The following is a 17,646-nucleotide window of genomic DNA, read 5'->3' as shown; positions in this document are numbered from 1 at the left end:
ATGGATCCAAAGTTAATTGCAACCGAAGTGCATAACGCCTACGAAGTCATTGCCAAGGGTGGCATCATTCTATACCCTACCGATACCGTTTGGGGCATTGGTTGTGATGCTACTAATGAGGCGGCTATTAATAAAATCTACGAATTAAAACGCCGGGAAGAATCCAAAAATATGATTGTATTGATGAATGGCGACCGCATGCTGCATTCGGTGTTTCATAACATTCCAGAAGTGGCCTGGCAATTATTGGATTTATCAGAAAAGCCAACTACATTAATTTTGGATCATCCTAAAAATGTGGCCAAAAATATTATTGCTCTAGATAATTCATTGGGAATGCGGTTGGTCAAAGAACCTTTTTGCTTTAAACTAATGGAACGCATGAAACGTCCGTTGGTTTCGACTTCAGCCAATATTTCGGGTGAACCCACCCCAAAATCCTTTCAAGAAATCAGTTCAGTTATCCGTAATGGTGTCGATTATATCGTACAATTGCACCAAGATAAATTGTGTAATACTCCTTCTACGATTATCAAGTTGACACAGGATGCACAAGTAAAGGTGATACGGAAATAAGGTAATGAGGCAATGTGACAATGAGGCAATGTGACAATGAGGCGATGTGTCAATGCGTTACCATTTTAATATATGAATCGATATTTTAAATGGGTTCCAACATTACATTGGTCTTTAGTTTCGAATATTTGATATGTCCAAGAATGCACCAGCGGTAGTAGAGGCATCCTTTTATGAAGCGCAAGCGAAATAAAAGATAGAGCGGATGACGCGCCCGGGTGCCCATATAACCGAGTGGAATTTGTACTTTTGCAAAAAATAATCCCGTTGAAAACTAATTACGCCGAAGTTTTAAACCCTAAAATCTTTTCTGTAGTTGCACAAGCAGCAAAAGAATTACATCTCGAGTGTTATGTGATTGGCGGTTTTGTTCGCGATTTATTGCTGCAACGCAAGCACAAAAAGGATATTGATATAGTGGCTGTAGGTTCGGGTATTGATTTGGCGGTTAAAGTAAGTTCCCTTCTCCCCCACAATCCTAAGGTACAAATTTTTAAAAACTACGGTACAGCGATGTTGCGCTACAAGGATATGGATATCGAATTTGTGGGTGCGCGAAAAGAAAGTTATGCTGAAGACAGCAGGAATCCTTTTGTTGCCGAAGGCACATTAGAAGACGATCAAAAACGTAGAGATTTTACAATCAACGCCTTGGCATTTTCTTTAAATCCAACGACTTTTGGCGATTTAGTCGATCCGTTTGGCGGGGTAGCTGATTTGGAAGCAAAATTGATACGGACGCCTTTGGATCCCGATATTACCTATTCTGACGACCCCTTGCGTATGTTACGCGCCATTCGTTTTGCTTCGCAATTAAACTTTACAATAGACATCGCATCATTGGATTCGATTACGCGAAATGCCCACCGGATTGACATTATTTCGGGTGAGCGCATTGTGGATGAATTGAATAAAATTTTAGCTACAGCCCAACCTTCTTTGGGTTTTTTACTGTTACATCAAACAGGATTATTGGAACGAATTCTTCCCGAATTAACCGCACTTAATAGCGTGGAAGAAGTGGAAGGACATACGCATAAGAACAATTTTTACCATACCTTAGAAGTGGTTGACAATATTTGTCCGAACACCGACGACTTGTGGTTGCGGTGGGCTGCCTTGTTGCATGACATTGGGAAAGCTCCAACCAAACGCTTTCACAAAAAACAAGGATGGACGTTTCATGGTCACGAATTCTTAGGAAGCAAAATGGTAAAAAAACTTTTTGCTCGTTTGCACATGCCGTTGAATCAAAAAATGAAATTTGTGCAAAAAATGGTGATGATGAGTTCGCGCCCAATTGTTTTGGCACAAGACATTGTAACGGATAGTGCAGTTCGTCGTTTGATTTTTGATGCAGGCGAAGATGTTGAAAGTCTGATGACACTGTGCGAAGCCGATATCACTACAAAGAATCCGAAGAAATTTGAAAAGTACCACAAGAACTTTGAGTTGGTTCGTCAAAAAATCGTAGAAGTTGAAGCCCGTGATCAGGTGCGTAATTTCCAACCCCCGATAACTGGAGAAGAAATTATGAGCATCTTTAATCTTAAACCTTCGCGTGAAGTGGGTCAATTGAAAGATGCGGTAAAAGAAGCCATATTAGAAGGTGAAATTCCGAATGAGTACCAAGCTGCATTCGACTTTGTGATGGTAAAAGCCAAGCAAATGGGGTTAATTGGACCCAATTGATTACCAATAATGCAGCAACTCGTGGCATTTGTTTGTGGCCAACATTTTTTGTTCATTTTACATTTAAAACGCTAAAAAAAACAAAAAATTAACCACCGTTTAATCGTTGCATTTCAATTCTGTAATGTACTTTTGTTTTCTCTAAATTTAGCGCTATGAAAACCGACAAAGGCGTTGTATATTGGTTATTAACCGGATGTGTTTTGGTATTTGTAATGGTAGTTGTGGGAGGTATAACCCGCTTAACTGGTTCAGGCCTATCGATGACCGATTGGCATTTGGTGACCGACACCTTCCCTCCTTTGACTGAGGCTGCATGGCAAACGGCGTTTGATGAATATAAAAAGTTTCCAGAATACCAACGCATTAATAGTCATTTTACACTTTCCGATTACAAGTTTATCTACTTCTGGGAATGGTTTCATCGTTTTATTGCCCGAATACTTGGATTGGTTTTTATACTCCCTTTTTTATATTTTTTATGGAAAAAAAGGTTAAATCCCGAAACGTTAACGAAGTGTTTTATTCTGTTAGGAATGGGTGCAATGCAAGGTTTCTTAGGGTGGTTTATGGTTAAAAGTGGTTTAGTAGATTTCAACCAACCCGATGTAAGTCATTTTCGTTTATCCTTGCACTTGACCTTTGCGTTTTTAACCTTTGCCTACACCCTTTGGGTAGCCTTAGACTTACTATATGCCGGTCGACATGAAGGTGTAGCCCCTCTAAAAAATCTGGCGCGTCTCACTTGGATTTTGGTGGTCATCCAAATCATTTGGGGTGGATTTGTGGCCGGTTTGGATGCGGGTCATGTACACAACCATTGGCCGTTGATGAGTGACGGTCAGTTTTTTCATGATAGCATTGTATTAGAAAAACCGAATTGGTTACTCCGTTTTACAGAAGGGAAAAGCGGTGTTCAGTTTATTCACCGAATACTGGCTTATATTGTAGTTGCACTGATTCTTACTCTATATTTTTCTGGTAAAAAATACTCATTATCGGTTACTCAAAAACGAGGAATGAATGCGCTCATCTTGATCGTTTTTGTTCAAGTTGGTTTGGGTATTTTCACTTTACTTTACAGCGTTCCTCTGTGGTTGGGTGTAACGCATCAAGCCGTAGCCTTCTTTTTACTGGCAGCGATCACGTTTACCCTGCATCGAGTGAGTAAATAAGTGTCAATCGATTGAATTTAACTATTGGCGATATTTATCTAAATCGGATGAAGTGTTTTTGACTTTGTTATTGTTGGCAATAAGGGTTTTACCTGTTTTAAGATTTCTTGTTCTAAAAAATACAATACCCGGCGCTTCACAAAATAGCGGTGTACTACCAATCCTACGGAGCGAATCGGAACGGGTTCACTAAATTCACGTAAATACTGTTCATCCGATTCTGGAAATGATGTAGTGGCCAAATAAGGGACTAATGTTGTCGCTTGATTTGCTTTTACAAAACGGACCAAACTATCAATCGAACCAGCTTTAAAATTAAAATTTAAATGGGTATTGCTGTAATTTTTATCCAAATCACAAAAATTTAATATTTGTGTTCGCATACAATGCCCTTCTTCCATTAACCATATATCTGCAGGATTTAAAACATCGGTTTGCACCGGATTTTCATACCGAGAACCACAATCCATCAATAAAAAAGGTTCATCATATAATTTAATTTCTATTAAATCGGGATCATTCACCGGGATAGAGACAATGCCAATATCCAGTTCTCGTGATTTAAGTAGTCGAATAATTTCACTTGTAGTTTGCTCTCGAATTTCAATTTGCAATTGGGGAAATTTTTGTGCAAATGACTGCAAAAATAAAGGCAATAACGGAGGTGCAATTGTAGGAATAACTGCAATCGTTAAATTACCATTCACTTCGCCTTTAAATTCTTTGGCCAATTCATTGAGCACTCCGATTTGGGATTGAATTGCTTTCAATTGTTCAATGATTACTTCCCCCTCAGCAGTTATCGCAACCGGTTTTTTTTTGCGATCAAAAATTGTAATTCCTATTTCTTCTTCAAATTTAGAAACCATAGTACTCAAAGTCGATTGTGTAGCAAAGCACTTTTCTGCTGCTAATTCAAAGTGTCTAACTTCTGCGACTGCTAAAATATATTCAAATTGACGTATATTCATCGATTTTATCAATGTAAAGTTTGAAAATATCGTTTTTATCAATCAAATATAGGTTATATTTTTACACATCAAACTAATTTGAGAATTTAATTAACGTGTATGAAAAAAATAGCAATTTTAGTAATAGCGAGTGCGGCCTTGAATGGATTTGCCCAAGACTCGGCTAAAAAGGATATCGTGCAATGTCCCTTTCAAAATGGGACTATGGATGTGGTAAAAAAAGAAATGCGTTCATCAGGAACTAAAAATAGTGATTGGTGGCCGAGTCAGTTGAATCTATCTGTTTTACGTCAAAATTCAAATCTAACCAATCCAATGGATTCTAATTTTGACTATGTAAAAGCATTCAAATCTGTAGATTACTTAGCGTTAAAAAACGATATCAAAGCGGTGCTTACGCAATCACAGGATTGGTGGCCTGCCGATTTCGGTAATTACGGTCCGTTATTTATTCGAATGGCATGGCACAGTGCGGGAACCTATCGAACTGGTGATGGACGTGGTGGGTCTTGTTCAGGACAACAGCGTTTTGCACCTCAAAACAGCTGGCCTGATAATGCTAATTTAGATAAAGCAAGGCGTTTAATATGGCCGATAAAACAAAAATATGGCAATAAAATTTCATGGGCCGATTTGATGATTTTATCCGGAAATGTGGCATTGGAGTCAATGGGCTTTAAAACCTTTGGTTTTTCTGGAGGTCGTGCCGACGTGTGGGAACCCGAATCAAATGTCTATTGGGGGTCGGAGTCCAAATGGTTGGATAATAGCAAACGCTACCAAGATGGAAAACTAGAAAATCCACTAGCAGCGGTTCAAATGGGATTAATTTATGTAAATCCCGAAGGACCAAACGGCAATCCCGATCCAGTATTGGCTGCAAAAGACATTCGTGAAACTTTTGGCCGTATGGGAATGAATGATGAAGAAACTGTAGCCTTAATTGCTGGGGGACATACCTTTGGAAAAACCCATGGTGCGGGTCCGGCAAGTCATGTTGGTCCAGAACCTGAAGCAGCCAGTATTGAGGCACAAGGTATGGGATGGAATAGTTCCTACAAAAGTGGAAAAGGAACCGATGCAATAACCTCAGGATTGGAAGTTACTTGGACGACTACGCCTGCCAAATGGGGTCATGATTACTTCAACTTATTATTTGGCAACGAATGGGAATTGACCAAAAGTCCGGCCGGAGCTAACCAATGGGTAGCCAAAAATGGAGCTGCGATTGTACCGGATGCATTTGACGCTACTAAGAAACACAAAGCCACGATGCTAACAACGGATTTATCGTTAAGATATGATCCGGTTTATGAAAAAATATCCCGTAACTTTTTAGATAATCCTAAAGCATTTGAAGATGCATTTGCACGCGCTTGGTATAAGTTAACTCACCGTGATATGGGACCAAAAACACGTCATGTAGGTCCTGAAGTGCCCAAAGAAGATTTAATTTGGCAAGATCCGATACCGATGGTAAACCATCCCTTGGTCGATGCAAAAGATATCATTACCTTAAAAACAGCTATAGCTAATTCAGGACTTTCTACACAAGAATTGGTGAGTACGGCTTGGGCCTCAGCATCAACATTTAGAGGATCCGATAAACGAGGGGGTGCTAATGGAGCACGCATTCGATTGTTGCCCCAACGCAACTGGGAATGCAATAACCCTCAACAGTTGAATAAAGTATTGGATGTATTAGAAGGGATCCAGAAAAAATTTCAAACCACCTCGGGTACCAAAAAAATATCTATGGCCGATCTAATTGTATTGGCTGGAAATGTGGGTGTTGAAAAAGCGGCAAAAGCAGCTGGATATCCTGTAGAAGTGCCGTTCAAACCAGGTCGTATGGATGCAAGTCAGGAGCAAACCGATGTAAATTCATTTGCAGTTTTGGAACCAATGGCTGATGGATTTAGAAATTACAAAAAAACGCAGTACACCTTTACCACAGAGGAACTTTTGGTAGACAAAGCACAATTACTAACCTTAACGGCCCCTGAAATGACCGTTTTAGTTGGTGGAATGCGTGCTATAGGTGCCAATTATAATGGAACCAATACCGGAGTATTAACCATGCGAACTGGTGCATTAACCAATGATTTTTTTGTAAACTTACTGGATATGAATACCGTTTGGAAAGCGAAAGATACAGAAAAAGAAAGTTTTGAAGGTCGTGATCGTAAAACCGATGCTGTTAAGTGGACCGCTACACGTGCCGATTTGATTTTTGGATCTCACTCTGAATTACGCGCTTTGGCAGAAGTTTATGCAAGTAGTGATGCGAAAGAAAAAATGGTCAAGGATTTTGTGGCTGCATGGAATAAAGTGATGCACTTAGATCGATTTGATTTACAGAATAAAAAATAAATCTCCTTATCGGATTTAAAAAAGGGAATGTGCCTTGAGCCTATTCCCTTTTTTTATTAGTACCAAATAAATTTTACATATTGAAGGTATACCCATTTTGTTTGTTTACCCTTTGAATCGTTTATATGTCTATTGCAAAGCATAATTCGAGGGTACGGTGACCAAAAAACATAACAAATTGACAAAAAAAACCCGCCTTTCACAAAGCGAGTTTTACGTACACGTTTGCAGTTCTTATTTTACGATTATGTTTTTAACAACCGTTTCATTCCCTGATTGAACACGTACTATATACATTCCAGATTTTAAGTTATCCAAATCCAATCGTATTTCATGAGCTTCCAATCGATCCATTTCATAATTTCTCGTTAGGAGTACTTGGCCCATTAGGGTATAAACTTCAATTTTAATTGGATAATTTATAACATCAAAAACAAGCTGGATGTAATGCGTAGCTGGATTAGGATATATAGTCACTTCAAAAGGTACTGTTGCTGCTAATTTTGCACCTGGTCTACATGGACAGGTTAAGAAACCTAAATTAACGGCGCCGTTATCATAATTTCGATTAATTCGGTCTAAGGCATCATTAATTTGTGCGGCAGTAAAGGGAGTAGAGATTCCGCCGAGCACCTGATTGGCCAAATCCAATACACTATAAACGTTCAATCCAACTAATGGCCCGCTTGTTAATACTAAATCCCCTAAGTTTTGTGAAGATGGAGAAAAATTGGCATTAAAATCAAACGCTATATTTAATGTTAAAGCCACTGTTTGTCCTGCCAAAACATTGGAGTAAGTTCGTGTTGTTGGATTTACCAATGTTCCAGAATTTAGAGCGCGTGGGGTTGTACCCGAGGGAAGAAAAGCTTGAACGGCTGAAGCAGAAGTTAATCGTAAAAAGCGTGAGCCAGCTCCTATTGTCAAACCGTTAGGAAAAAATACAGCAAAATTATTTCTCAAATAATTACCCCAATTATTGCCTGCACATTTTGCCCCCCATCCGCCTTGGGTAACCGTGTTAAATCCTTCGCAAGATTGCAATACCATCGTTACATTTGTTGACGTACTGCAACCGTTGGCATCGGTCACTGTAACTTCCCATGTGCCAACTTGCAAATAGGCTAAATCACCCTCTTGAATTGGATTGGTATTCCAAGAGTAAGTAAAGGGAGCCATACCACCGGTAGTAGAGGCAACAGCAATAGCCGTTCCTCCAACACAAAGCACTTTCTCTTTTACTACCGAAAGTACTAAAGGTGCAGGTTCCGTAACAAATGCTGCTATATTGATTTCGCAACCATTGGCATCGATAATTTGAGCTGAATAAATGATTCCTGCGCTTAAGCCCGTAATTGAAGTATCAGTAGCTCCTGTTGACCACAAAATAGTGTACGGCGCCGTTCCACCTGATATAGAAGCGGTTAACGAACCATCATTGCCACCAAAACATCGTACAGCGGTAGAAACCGTTGTTACCGTTAGAATTTGAGGTTGATCAATAATGACCAAAAAGGGCATCATACAACCGAGGCTATCGGTTATTGTACCAGAATACGAACCTGCAACTAAATTAGTAACGGTTTGTGCTGTACTTCCATTAAACCATGTAATCAAATAGGGGCCTACCCCACCCGTAATTGAAGTAATAGTAGCCGAACCATTTGACTCCCCAAAACAACGAACAGCAGTAGCACTTGTTACCACTTGAATTTGGGAGGGTTGTGAAATGGTGAAAACAGCATTGCCAGTTGCCGTATTTTGTGCTGCATCAGTAATCGTGACCGAGTAATTTCCGGCTGCTAACCCTGTAAAGGTGAATGCTGTTTCTTGAACGTAACCTGAAGTCATACCATTGGATAATGCATATATATAAGGTGGCTCACCACCAGCAACATTTAGGGTAACTTGACCATTTTGAAAACCATAACAGTCAACATTAGAATCAATTGTAATTGCTCCTATTCGGAAAGAATCACATATCAAAAATCCATTGTTTACGGTTCCATTGTCATAATTCTCATTAATTGCTGTTGCAGTAGCATTTAAATCCGACAAAGAATAACCCGATTGACACCCCCCTATGACATCATTGGCTAATTCTAAAAAGTCACCCACGCGCATACCTTCAAAAGGGCCACTCCCAATCCTTAAATCGCCTAAACTTGAAGAATTGTCGGAAAAAGTAGAATCATAGGTATCAAACCCTAATGCCAAGGTAACTCCGACTAATTGTGCAGCTAAAACATTGCTGTAGGACTGACCTGGATTAATTAAAATTCCTGAATTCAGCGTTGAAGAAGTTCCTCCTGATGGTAAAAAATCTTGAACAGCTTGTGACGAGGTTAAAACAAGCTGGTTCAATCCGCATCCAATTGCTAATCCGTTAGGAAAAGCTTGGCTAAAATTTTGATCGCGATAACATCCGGGATTATTACCGCTGCATTCCGACCCCCACCCACCAATGGTGAATGTTTTGAAGCCCGAATTACAATTTTGGGCCCCTGTAAATGCTGACGATAAAACGAAAGCAATTACAACAATTTCTTGTGAAATTTTTCTCATGTTTTTAGAATTTAAGTTTTGTTAAAGTTTTTAAATTAAAATCATTTAAAGCGCTGTATATCAGCATCAATAAGTAGATTTAGGATCCAATTATAAAGTTATTTTATCACCAAGTAAGGGTTGAGATTAATCCGTTCAACTCATCGAAAAAACGACGAAAGGCAATTACTGTATTTTAGTATATGTTTAATCTTACTTTTTATTGGATTAAAAGATGAAATGCCTTTGTTGTATTAGATATTTTTGTATTATTGCAGTAAATCTTTTAATTATGAAAGCACTTCGATTAGCTATTTTGTTGTTAGTTACAACTTTTGCATTTCAAATGAATGCGCAATCGGCATCTACCAAATGGTCGCAATTACACGAATACCATGAATTGTTATCGAAAACATTTCACCCAGCAGAAAATGGTAACTTAAATGCTATTAAAAATGCTCATGATTATTTAGTTCAGCGTTCTGAGGCATTAGATATAAATACGATGCCTTCTGAATTAAAGTCGGAAACCCTAGTAGCACAAGTAGGTATTTTAAAAAAAATGACGAAAAAATTAAGTGAACTAATCACAAATAAAGCTCCGGATGTAGAAATCATGCGAACATTCCAAAATGTACATGATGTTTTCCATAAGATTGAAAAAGAATGTGCGCATCCAACTAAATAAAGTATATGCCCGACTTTTTAGTCGGGTTTTTTATTCAATTTCTGCCGTACTTTTGTAAAAATAAAATTTCATGTCTACTATTTATCTCGGATTTCATTTTACTGTAGAGCCCAAAGAACCTGCTACAGAAATTCTAATTGCAGAACTAGCCGAATTGGATTTTGAAAGTTTTGTAGAGAATGAAGATGGCGTTTCGGCTTATATCCAAAAAGAGTTATATCGAGAAGGATCGCTCAAAGACTTATATATTCTCCAATCGGACGAATTTACAATCGATTATACTATTGAAGAAATTGATCAAGTCAATTGGAATGAAGCGTGGGAAAAGAATTTTGAACCTATAGTAGTTGAGGGCATATGTCATGTTCGAGCACCTTTTCACGATAAAACGGATGCGGTTTACGATTTAGTAATCGAACCCAAAATGAGTTTCGGCACAGGTCATCATGAAACCACGCACATGATGATACAACACCTATTGGAAACAAATGTTGAAGGATTAAAAACATTAGACATGGGCTGCGGAACGGCTGTGTTAGCGATATTAGCCGAAATGAAAGGTGCACACCCAATTGATGCAATTGATATTGATGATTGGTGCTATCTGAATTCTTTAGAAAATATCGCACGCAACGGATGCCAATACATTACAGTTGAAGAAGGAGATGCCGCTTTACTAGCAGGACGATCGTATGACCTAATCATTGCAAATATTAATCGTAATATTCTACTAAATGATATGGAAACCTATGTAGCGTGTTTACGGTCAAACGGATTGCTATTGTTAAGTGGATTTTACGTTGATGATATTCCTTATTTGGATAAATCCTGTACTGAAAAAGGATTGGAATTGGTTAAACAAAAAGAACGCAATAATTGGGCTTCACTCAAATACATTAAAAAAGGATAATTCGATGAGTACCCTTGAAAAAGTTAAGGAATCGGTTGCGTTGGCCGAGCAATTGAATTTTGATCATGAGTTAATTGTTTTCAATGATGATGTGAATACATTTGATCATGTTATTGAAACCTTAATAAAAGTTTGTGATCACACCCCATTACAAGCTGAACAATGTGCTATTTTGGTGCATTATACAGGTAAATGTACTGTTAAATCCGGGAGTTATGACAAACTTAAACCGTTGTGTACCGCACTTTTGGATGCTGGGTTGAGTGCCGAAATACAATAAAATAGCCTTTGAAGTCTTTTTTTTCAGGTGGTTCTCCTAGGTTTTATTCCCCACAAATCATTGCTCTACTTTTGAGGGTTACTGTTTTCCCTTTTTACTTTAAAAATGAAAAAGTAAAGAATTACAATTGGTGGTAAAAAGTGCGCTTAATGGGGCAAGTAATCTTTAATCCATCCGTATACAAACGTACCTAATAACGCCCCGAAAAAAACGAGTCCAACCGACATAAATCCAGCACCAATTAAAATAAATATCGGTCCAGGACAAGCACCTACCAAGGCCCAACCAAGTCCGAAAAGGAGTCCTCCAATCCAATACCGAAAAGTACCTTTTTCTTTGTTGGGAATTACAATAGGTGTACCTGTGCTATCGTTAAGTTGATATTTTTTGATCAATTGAACCCCAATTACGCCTGTGGTTACTGCTACTCCGATAATTCCAAACATATGAAATGAATCTAACTGGAACATTTCATAAATCCGGTACCATGAAACGGCTTCAGATTTGGTTAATACAACACCAAACACAAAACCGACAAGTAAAAACTGACTGTATTTCATAAACTAAAAAACTAAAGGTAAAATAAAATGAACCATCAACAGTCCCCCTACAAAAAATCCGATAACCGCTTTTAAGGATTGCCCTTGAAAAGCACTTAGACCTGTAATAGCATGTCCCGATGTACAGCCTCCAGCGTAGCGGGAACCAAAGCCAATAAGAAATCCGCCTAAAACAAGCATGGCAATCATTTTGGGTTCACTAAACACCGTATTGCCAAAAAGCATATCGGGTAATATTTTTGATTGGGGTGCATCGATATGGAGTTTTTCTAATTTTTGTATAGTCACAGGGTTGAGCTGAACAATAGAGTCATTTGAAAGATAATTTACAGCTACATATCCCCCTAACATTGCCCCTAACACTACCACTAGATTCCAAATTTGACTTTTCCAATCCCAATCAAAAAATGGAACTTTCTTGCCAATTCCAGTCATCGAACAAAGACTACGCAAATTGGAAGACATTCCAAATCCTTTTCCTAAAAAAATCAAAAGCAACATCACCATTCCAATTAAAAAACCAGATATAGCCCAATGCCATGTCCCCAAAATTGAATTCATAATTTCAACATTTTTTACAAAAATAGAAATCGTGGTTTGATTATTGTAATAAAATTTACAATTTTGAATTGTAAATCGAAAACCATGAACAGAAGCTTCCTATTTCTTTGTTTAACCTTGATTATTTCCGGATGCAGCGGAAATCATTTTGTAATAAAAAATATTGACAATACCGGTCGAAAACCTCAGTATCCAAAAGGTTATTTTGTCTTTAATGAAATAGCTCCCGATAAACAATATGCCTTTAGCAAAGAATTTCCAATCAATTTGGGTTTTGACCAAGAACGAGTAAATTTTAAAAATGTGGATTTATACTTTAAATCCCTTCTTGGGCCTAATGGTGAAGAAATCGAGTGGAAAAAAGTAGCGACTTGCTGTCCTTTTGAAAGCAAAAAAAGTCCTACAGGCGCCGGAACATTAGAGGTTTATGAGGTAAAAATTAAGGGCGATACTTCAACTTACACCTTTTATATTAATCTATATGAAAAAGGAAAGATAATGTGTCCTCAAGGATTCTCGATACGCCTTTTGGAATAAGACCTAAACAAACCTATCCTTCAGAGACTTTTCAATTGAGAAGGATTTTTATTTTCTATATTTGCGCCATAAAACTAATTTCATGAATTTAATTAATATTCCGCAAATTAAGCATGCCGATAGTGGTAACTTTTTTATTTTGGCAGGACCCTGTGCAATAGAAGGCGAAGAAATGGCGCTACGTATTGCTGATCATCTTGTAAAAATATCCGATAAATATAAAATCCCTTTTGTTTTTAAAGGTTCTTTTAAAAAAGCAAACCGATCTCGAATTGATAGTTTTACGGGAATAGGTGATGAAAAAGCTTTAAAAATTCTTCGTAAAGTTTCAGAAACATTTCATGTTCCAACGGTTACCGATATCCATACTAATGAAGATGCAGTAAAAGCTGCTGAATATGTAGATATACTTCAAATTCCTGCTTTTTTAGTGCGTCAAACCGATTTAGTTGTAGCTGCTGCTGAAACAGGAAAAACAGTAAATCTAAAAAAAGGACAATTTATGAGTCCGGAAAGTATGAAGCATGCAACCCAAAAAGTTTTGGATTGTAAAAATGAAAATGTAATGGTTACCGATCGGGGAAGTATGTTTGGTTACCAAGATTTAATCGTTGATTTTCGTGGAATTCCTACTATGAAAGAGTTTGCTACGACAGTTTTGGATGTAACCCACTCATTACAGCAACCCAATCAAATGTCGGGAGTCACAGGAGGTCGCCCAGATCGTATCGAAACTATTGCAAAAGCAGGTATTGCTGTAGGGGTCGATGGTATTTTTATAGAAACTCATTTTGATCCAGCTAATGCCAAAAGTGATGGCGCAAACATGTTGCATTTGGACTATTTTGAAGGTTTGATGCATAAACTTACCCAGATTCGCAAAACAATAAATCAATTTTAAAATGAATTTTCTTTTGCGGGGTGGAATAGCCCTGAGTATTGCAATAAGTTCTTTTACAGGAATTGCTCAATCTCAAGATGCAATTCAACCCGAACGATACACCCAACATAATAAAGGTAAATTTTATTTTTATTGGGGTGGAAATCGGGAAACCTATTCCAAATCGGACATCCATTTCGAAGGAGCCAATTACAACTTCACCGTTCATGATGCTACGGGGCATGACAAACCTAAAGGATGGCATTGTGACTATATCAATCCAGCTAATATGACAATACCCCAAACAAATTTTAGAATGGGTTATTTTATATCGGATCACTATAATATTTCGATCGGTTTGGATCATATGAAATACGTAATGACGCAACACCAAACCGCTATAGTAAATGGATATATTAATTTACCATCCAACGAAATAGGATCCATGTTTAATGGTATCTACCAGGGCACTCCAGTTAATTTTGGTCAGAACTTTACAGGGTTTGATGATACTACTCCCCCACCTTTCTTAACCTTTGAACATACAGATGGTTTAAATTATGTGAATACTGAATTTTCAAGAGTGGATGATATCTCCTCCCTATTCACAATCAAGAATACCGATAAAATACAAATCAATATCACGGAAGGAATTGGTGCTGGTATTTTATATCCGAAAACAAATGCACGTGTTTTAGGTAAACAGCGTCATGATGATTTTCATGTGGCAGGATATGGAATTGCTGCCAAAGTTGGTCTTAATTTGACCTTATTTAAATACTTTTTTATCCAAACCGAATTGAAAGGCGGCTATATTGATATGCCAGACATTATTACCACACATAATGGACCCGATAGAGCCAGTCAACACTTTTTCTTTCTTCAAAAAATTATTGCATTTGGAGGAATTTTTAGAATTTAAGCTACTTAGTTTATGTTTTTTTTATATTTTTGGTAGCTAACAACATAAATACAAACAAACCTATCAATTATTAATTTTTATGAAAAAAATTACTTTATTGATCCTGTTGGCTTTTATGCATTTTACAGGATATTCCCAGTTTCCCACTCCTGGGATTGAAGGCTTTGAGAATACGACCAATCCGGACGTTGCGACCAATCCTTCTCCATGGACTTTAGGGACTGGGGCCACAGGTAACCAGTGGGCAGTTTTTGACAATGGTGTAGGAACCGCCCGTCGATGGACTATAACTACATCTGCTGCCAATGTTTATGCCGGGACTAATTCGGCTTTCATGAATAATGAAAATATTGGTCAAGGGAATACTTCAGAGGACTATTTAGCTACGCCTAGAATTTTGGTTCCTGCCAATGGTGAATTACACTTTTGGACGCGATCTACTTTAACAGGTCCTCAGGGTACAGAATATGCGGTTTTAGTAAATCCTACAGGTACTGCAGGTACTCAAACCACTATTTCGAGCTACACAGTAACTGCTGCAACCTATACTGAGGCAACCTTGTCTACGGTGTTTAACACATACGAAGAGAAGGTGGTTGATTTGTCAGCTTATGCAGGGCAACAAATTTACATTGCTTTTAGAATGCGTTTTACCCAACCTACTACGGCTTTGGGTGGAGACCGTTGGTTAATTGATTCGGTGAGTTTAGTAGAGCGTTGTTTGGTTCCCACCAACTTAAGTGCTACGGGTATAACACAGACCTCTGCAGTTTTAGGATGGAACGGTTCGGCTCCTCAGTATGAAGTAGAAGTAGTTCCGGCTGTGGGTGTTCCAACAGGGACGGGTGTTTTAGTCAATACCAACTCATATACTGCAACAGGTCTGACACCTTCTACGCCTTATGTTTATTATGTTCGTGCCCGATGTGCACAAAGTAATAGTGCTTGGGTGGGGCCGTTTAACTTCACCACAGCAACACCAGGTTTAACCTGTAACTCGGCAATCACTGTACCGGGATTACCCTACAGTACAAACGATAACACAAGTGGCTATGCCGATACCAACGACACCAATCAAGGGGGATCGTGTGGATCGACTACCAACTATATGATTGGTAATGAAGTATACTATGCTTATACACCTACCACTACAGGAGCAATCAGTATTTCAATGACTCCCGGCGCAGCCAACTCTGGTATTTTCGTATACCAAGGATGTGCCAATGTTGGCGTAAACTGTTTGGCGGGAGTTGCCAATACCGGCAATGGTATTCGTAATATTCCTAGTTTGAACGTCACTGCGGGGCAAACCTATATTATTGTATTGTCTTCGGCGGCTGGAACACAAAGTTATTCCTACAACTTAATTATTCAACAATTAAATTGTGCCCAACCGGATGCTTTAAACGCTACGGGGATCACATTAAATGGTGCGACTTTATCTTGGGGGAATCCCGGAGGGGCAACTTCTTGGGAATATGTAGTACAACTTTCAGGTGCTGCTATCCCCGCGGGAGCAGGAACTACAGTGAACACCAATGCTGGAGTTGCTGTAACTGGATTAAACGCAGATACTGCCTATCAATATTGGGTTCGTGCAAATTGTGGCAACGGAACGTTTAGTGCTTGGGCAGGACCTTATATATTCAATACTTTAGTTCCTCCTCCAGCTTGTGGCGGAACGTATACTGACGGCGGAGGTACAGCAGCAAACTATGCCAACAACGCCGATCAAACCGTAACCATTTGTCCTACAGTAGCAGGACAAGTTGTAACAGTGACCTTTACAAACTTTAACGTAGAGGCAACGAATGACGGATTATATGTATTTAACGGTAACTCAACTGCGGCACCGCAAATAGCAAGTGCTAATGGCGCGGGTGCAGTACCTGGCGGTTTACCAGGTGCCTATTGGGGTACTACCAACCCGGGTTCGTTTACCTCTTCAAGTCCTGATGGATGTTTAACCTTCCGTTTCCGAAGTAATGCAACAACCACAGCTGCAGGATGGACGGCCAACGTAACTTGTGCTGCTCCACCAGCCTGTCCGGCGCCATTTTCATTGGCACCTACAGTAGTGTTGGGAACAACAGCAACATTTAACTGGACTAATGGTGGAACAGAAACGCAATGGCAAATTATTGCGTTACCTTGTGGATCGGCTGCTCCAACGGCGGCAACCAACGGAACCGTTGTGAATGCACACCCTTACCAATTAACGGGATTAAACGGATTAACGTGTTATGACGTATATGTTCGTGCCATCTGTGCTGCACCAAACGTAAGTACATGGACCGGACCTGTATCAATTACAACGCAAGTAGCGCCTCCAGCTTGTGGAGGGGTATTCTCTGATCCAGGAGGAAATGGAGACTATGCCAATAATACCGATTCAACAGTTACCATATGTCCTGCAACTGCTGGAAATGTGGTTACCGTGAATTTTACATTCTTTTCAACCGAAGCCAACTGGGACGGATTATATGTATTTAATGGAGCCACAATAACTTCTCCACAGATCCCAAGCGCCAATGGTGCAGGGAATGTACCTGGAGGTTTACCCGGTTCCTATTGGGGAACATTAACCGGCGGAAACTTACCATCGTTTACGTCAACTTCACCCGATGGATGTTTAACATTCCGTTTTAGAAGTGACGGTTCAGTGGCTGGTGCAGGATGGTTAGCTAATGTGATTTGTGCGCCACCTCCAACATGTCCAAATCCGAATACATTAGTTACTTCAGCCGTAACTTCCAATAGTGCAACATTAGCATGGACGAATCCAAATACAGCTACTACGTGGAATGTAATTGCTTTACCTTGTGGGTCGCCTGCTCCAACAACGGCTACTACTGGTTTTACAGTTACAACAACTAATCCACATGTTTTTACAGGATTGACTCCAGATACGTGTTATGATTTATATGTAAGAGCCGTTTGTGCTCCTGGTGATTTAAGCAATTGGATTGGACCAATT

Annotated in this window: 15 protein-coding genes; 11 read left to right on the top strand and 4 right to left on the bottom strand. The window is 39.0% G+C overall.

The genetic code is table 11. The annotated features are described in order from the left end of the window. The 3 genes from Q0039_RS04025 to Q0039_RS04015 all read left to right on the top strand — a co-directional run bounded on the left by Q0039_RS04025 (nt 1) and on the right by Q0039_RS04015 (nt 3,443). Entirely contained in the window at nt 1-576 is a 576-nt protein-coding gene (locus Q0039_RS04025; RefSeq protein WP_297509430.1) for an L-threonylcarbamoyladenylate synthase, read from the top strand. Between the two features lie 267 nt (nt 577-843). Continuing rightward, on the top strand, nt 844-2,268 hold the full coding sequence (locus Q0039_RS04020) for an HD domain-containing protein (RefSeq protein WP_297509426.1): 1,425 nt from the start codon (nt 844-846) through the stop codon (nt 2,266-2,268). Between the two features lie 155 nt (nt 2,269-2,423). Continuing rightward, the gene (locus Q0039_RS04015) at nt 2,424-3,443 is read left to right on the top strand and encodes a COX15/CtaA family protein (RefSeq protein ID WP_297509423.1); all 1,020 of its coding nucleotides are present in this window, start codon (nt 2,424-2,426) and stop codon (nt 3,441-3,443) included. A gap of 38 nt (nt 3,444-3,481) precedes the next feature. Here the strand turns inward: Q0039_RS04015 and Q0039_RS04010 are convergent, their stop codons facing one another. Then, nucleotides 3,482-4,414 carry a LysR substrate-binding domain-containing protein gene (locus tag Q0039_RS04010; protein ID WP_297509420.1) on the bottom strand — a complete coding sequence of 311 codons (933 nt, stop codon included), beginning with the start codon at nt 4,412-4,414 and terminating at the stop codon, nt 3,482-3,484. Nucleotides 4,415-4,513: 99 nt separating this feature from the next. Here Q0039_RS04010 and katG point away from each other — a divergent pair, with 99 nt between their 5' ends. Then, the gene (katG, locus tag Q0039_RS04005; RefSeq protein ID WP_297509417.1) at nt 4,514-6,787 is read left to right on the top strand and encodes a catalase/peroxidase HPI; all 2,274 of its coding nucleotides are present in this window, start codon (nt 4,514-4,516) and stop codon (nt 6,785-6,787) included. Between the two features lie 234 nt (nt 6,788-7,021). On the opposite strand, the gene Q0039_RS04000 is transcribed toward katG, so the two are convergent. Continuing rightward, entirely contained in the window at nt 7,022-9,352 is a 2,331-nt protein-coding gene (locus tag Q0039_RS04000) for a T9SS type A sorting domain-containing protein (RefSeq protein WP_297509414.1), read from the bottom strand. Nucleotides 9,353-9,623: 271 nt separating this feature from the next. On the opposite strand from Q0039_RS04000, the gene Q0039_RS03995 reads away from it, so the two are divergent. From Q0039_RS03995 to Q0039_RS03985, 3 genes are all read left to right on the top strand, one after another. Next, on the top strand, nt 9,624-10,019 hold the full coding sequence (locus tag Q0039_RS03995) for a hypothetical protein (protein ID WP_297509411.1): 396 nt from the start codon (nt 9,624-9,626) through the stop codon (nt 10,017-10,019). 70 nt (nt 10,020-10,089) lie between these two features. Beyond that, on the top strand, nt 10,090-10,929 hold the full coding sequence (gene prmA / locus Q0039_RS03990; protein WP_297509408.1) for a 50S ribosomal protein L11 methyltransferase: 840 nt from the start codon (nt 10,090-10,092) through the stop codon (nt 10,927-10,929). 4 nt (nt 10,930-10,933) lie between these two features. Continuing rightward, nucleotides 10,934-11,209 carry an ATP-dependent Clp protease adaptor ClpS gene (locus Q0039_RS03985; RefSeq protein WP_297509405.1) on the top strand — a complete coding sequence of 92 codons (276 nt, stop codon included), beginning with the start codon at nt 10,934-10,936 and terminating at the stop codon, nt 11,207-11,209. Between the two features lie 146 nt (nt 11,210-11,355). Here Q0039_RS03985 and Q0039_RS03980 read toward each other — a convergent pair whose 3' ends face one another. Together Q0039_RS03980 and Q0039_RS03975 are read right to left on the bottom strand one after the other, a co-directional pair. After that, the gene (locus Q0039_RS03980) at nt 11,356-11,769 is read right to left on the bottom strand and encodes a DUF6691 family protein (protein WP_297509403.1); all 414 of its coding nucleotides are present in this window, start codon (nt 11,767-11,769) and stop codon (nt 11,356-11,358) included. Nucleotides 11,770-11,772: 3 nt separating this feature from the next. Beyond that, nucleotides 11,773-12,330: a YeeE/YedE thiosulfate transporter family protein gene (locus tag Q0039_RS03975; RefSeq protein ID WP_297509401.1), complete on the bottom strand. Its 558-nt coding sequence runs from the start codon at nt 12,328-12,330 to the stop codon at nt 11,773-11,775. 84 nt (nt 12,331-12,414) lie between these two features. On the opposite strand from Q0039_RS03975, the gene Q0039_RS03970 reads away from it, so the two are divergent. The 4 genes from Q0039_RS03970 to Q0039_RS03955 all read left to right on the top strand — a co-directional run. Further along, nucleotides 12,415-12,867, top strand: a complete 453-nt coding sequence (locus Q0039_RS03970) for a 2-dehydro-3-deoxyphosphooctonate aldolase (protein WP_297509398.1) — start codon at nt 12,415-12,417, stop codon at nt 12,865-12,867. 82 nt (nt 12,868-12,949) lie between these two features. Then, nucleotides 12,950-13,768, top strand: coding sequence for a 3-deoxy-8-phosphooctulonate synthase (kdsA, locus tag Q0039_RS03965; RefSeq protein ID WP_297509394.1), 819 nt, complete (start codon nt 12,950-12,952; stop codon nt 13,766-13,768). A gap of 1 nt (nt 13,769) precedes the next feature. Beyond that, nucleotides 13,770-14,669, top strand: a complete 900-nt coding sequence (locus Q0039_RS03960) for a hypothetical protein (RefSeq protein ID WP_297509391.1) — start codon at nt 13,770-13,772, stop codon at nt 14,667-14,669. A gap of 79 nt (nt 14,670-14,748) precedes the next feature. Then, the coding region (locus Q0039_RS03955) for a fibronectin type III domain-containing protein (RefSeq protein WP_297509388.1) at nt 14,749-17,646 on the top strand (2,898 nt) is incomplete at its 3' end.

The sequence above is a fragment of the Flavobacterium sp. genome, from assembly GCF_027484945.1.
Classification (GTDB): domain Bacteria; phylum Bacteroidota; class Bacteroidia; order Flavobacteriales; family Flavobacteriaceae; genus Flavobacterium.
The sequence above is the reverse complement of the archived record's forward strand: the minus strand, read 5'-3'. Positions and strand labels throughout refer to the sequence as shown.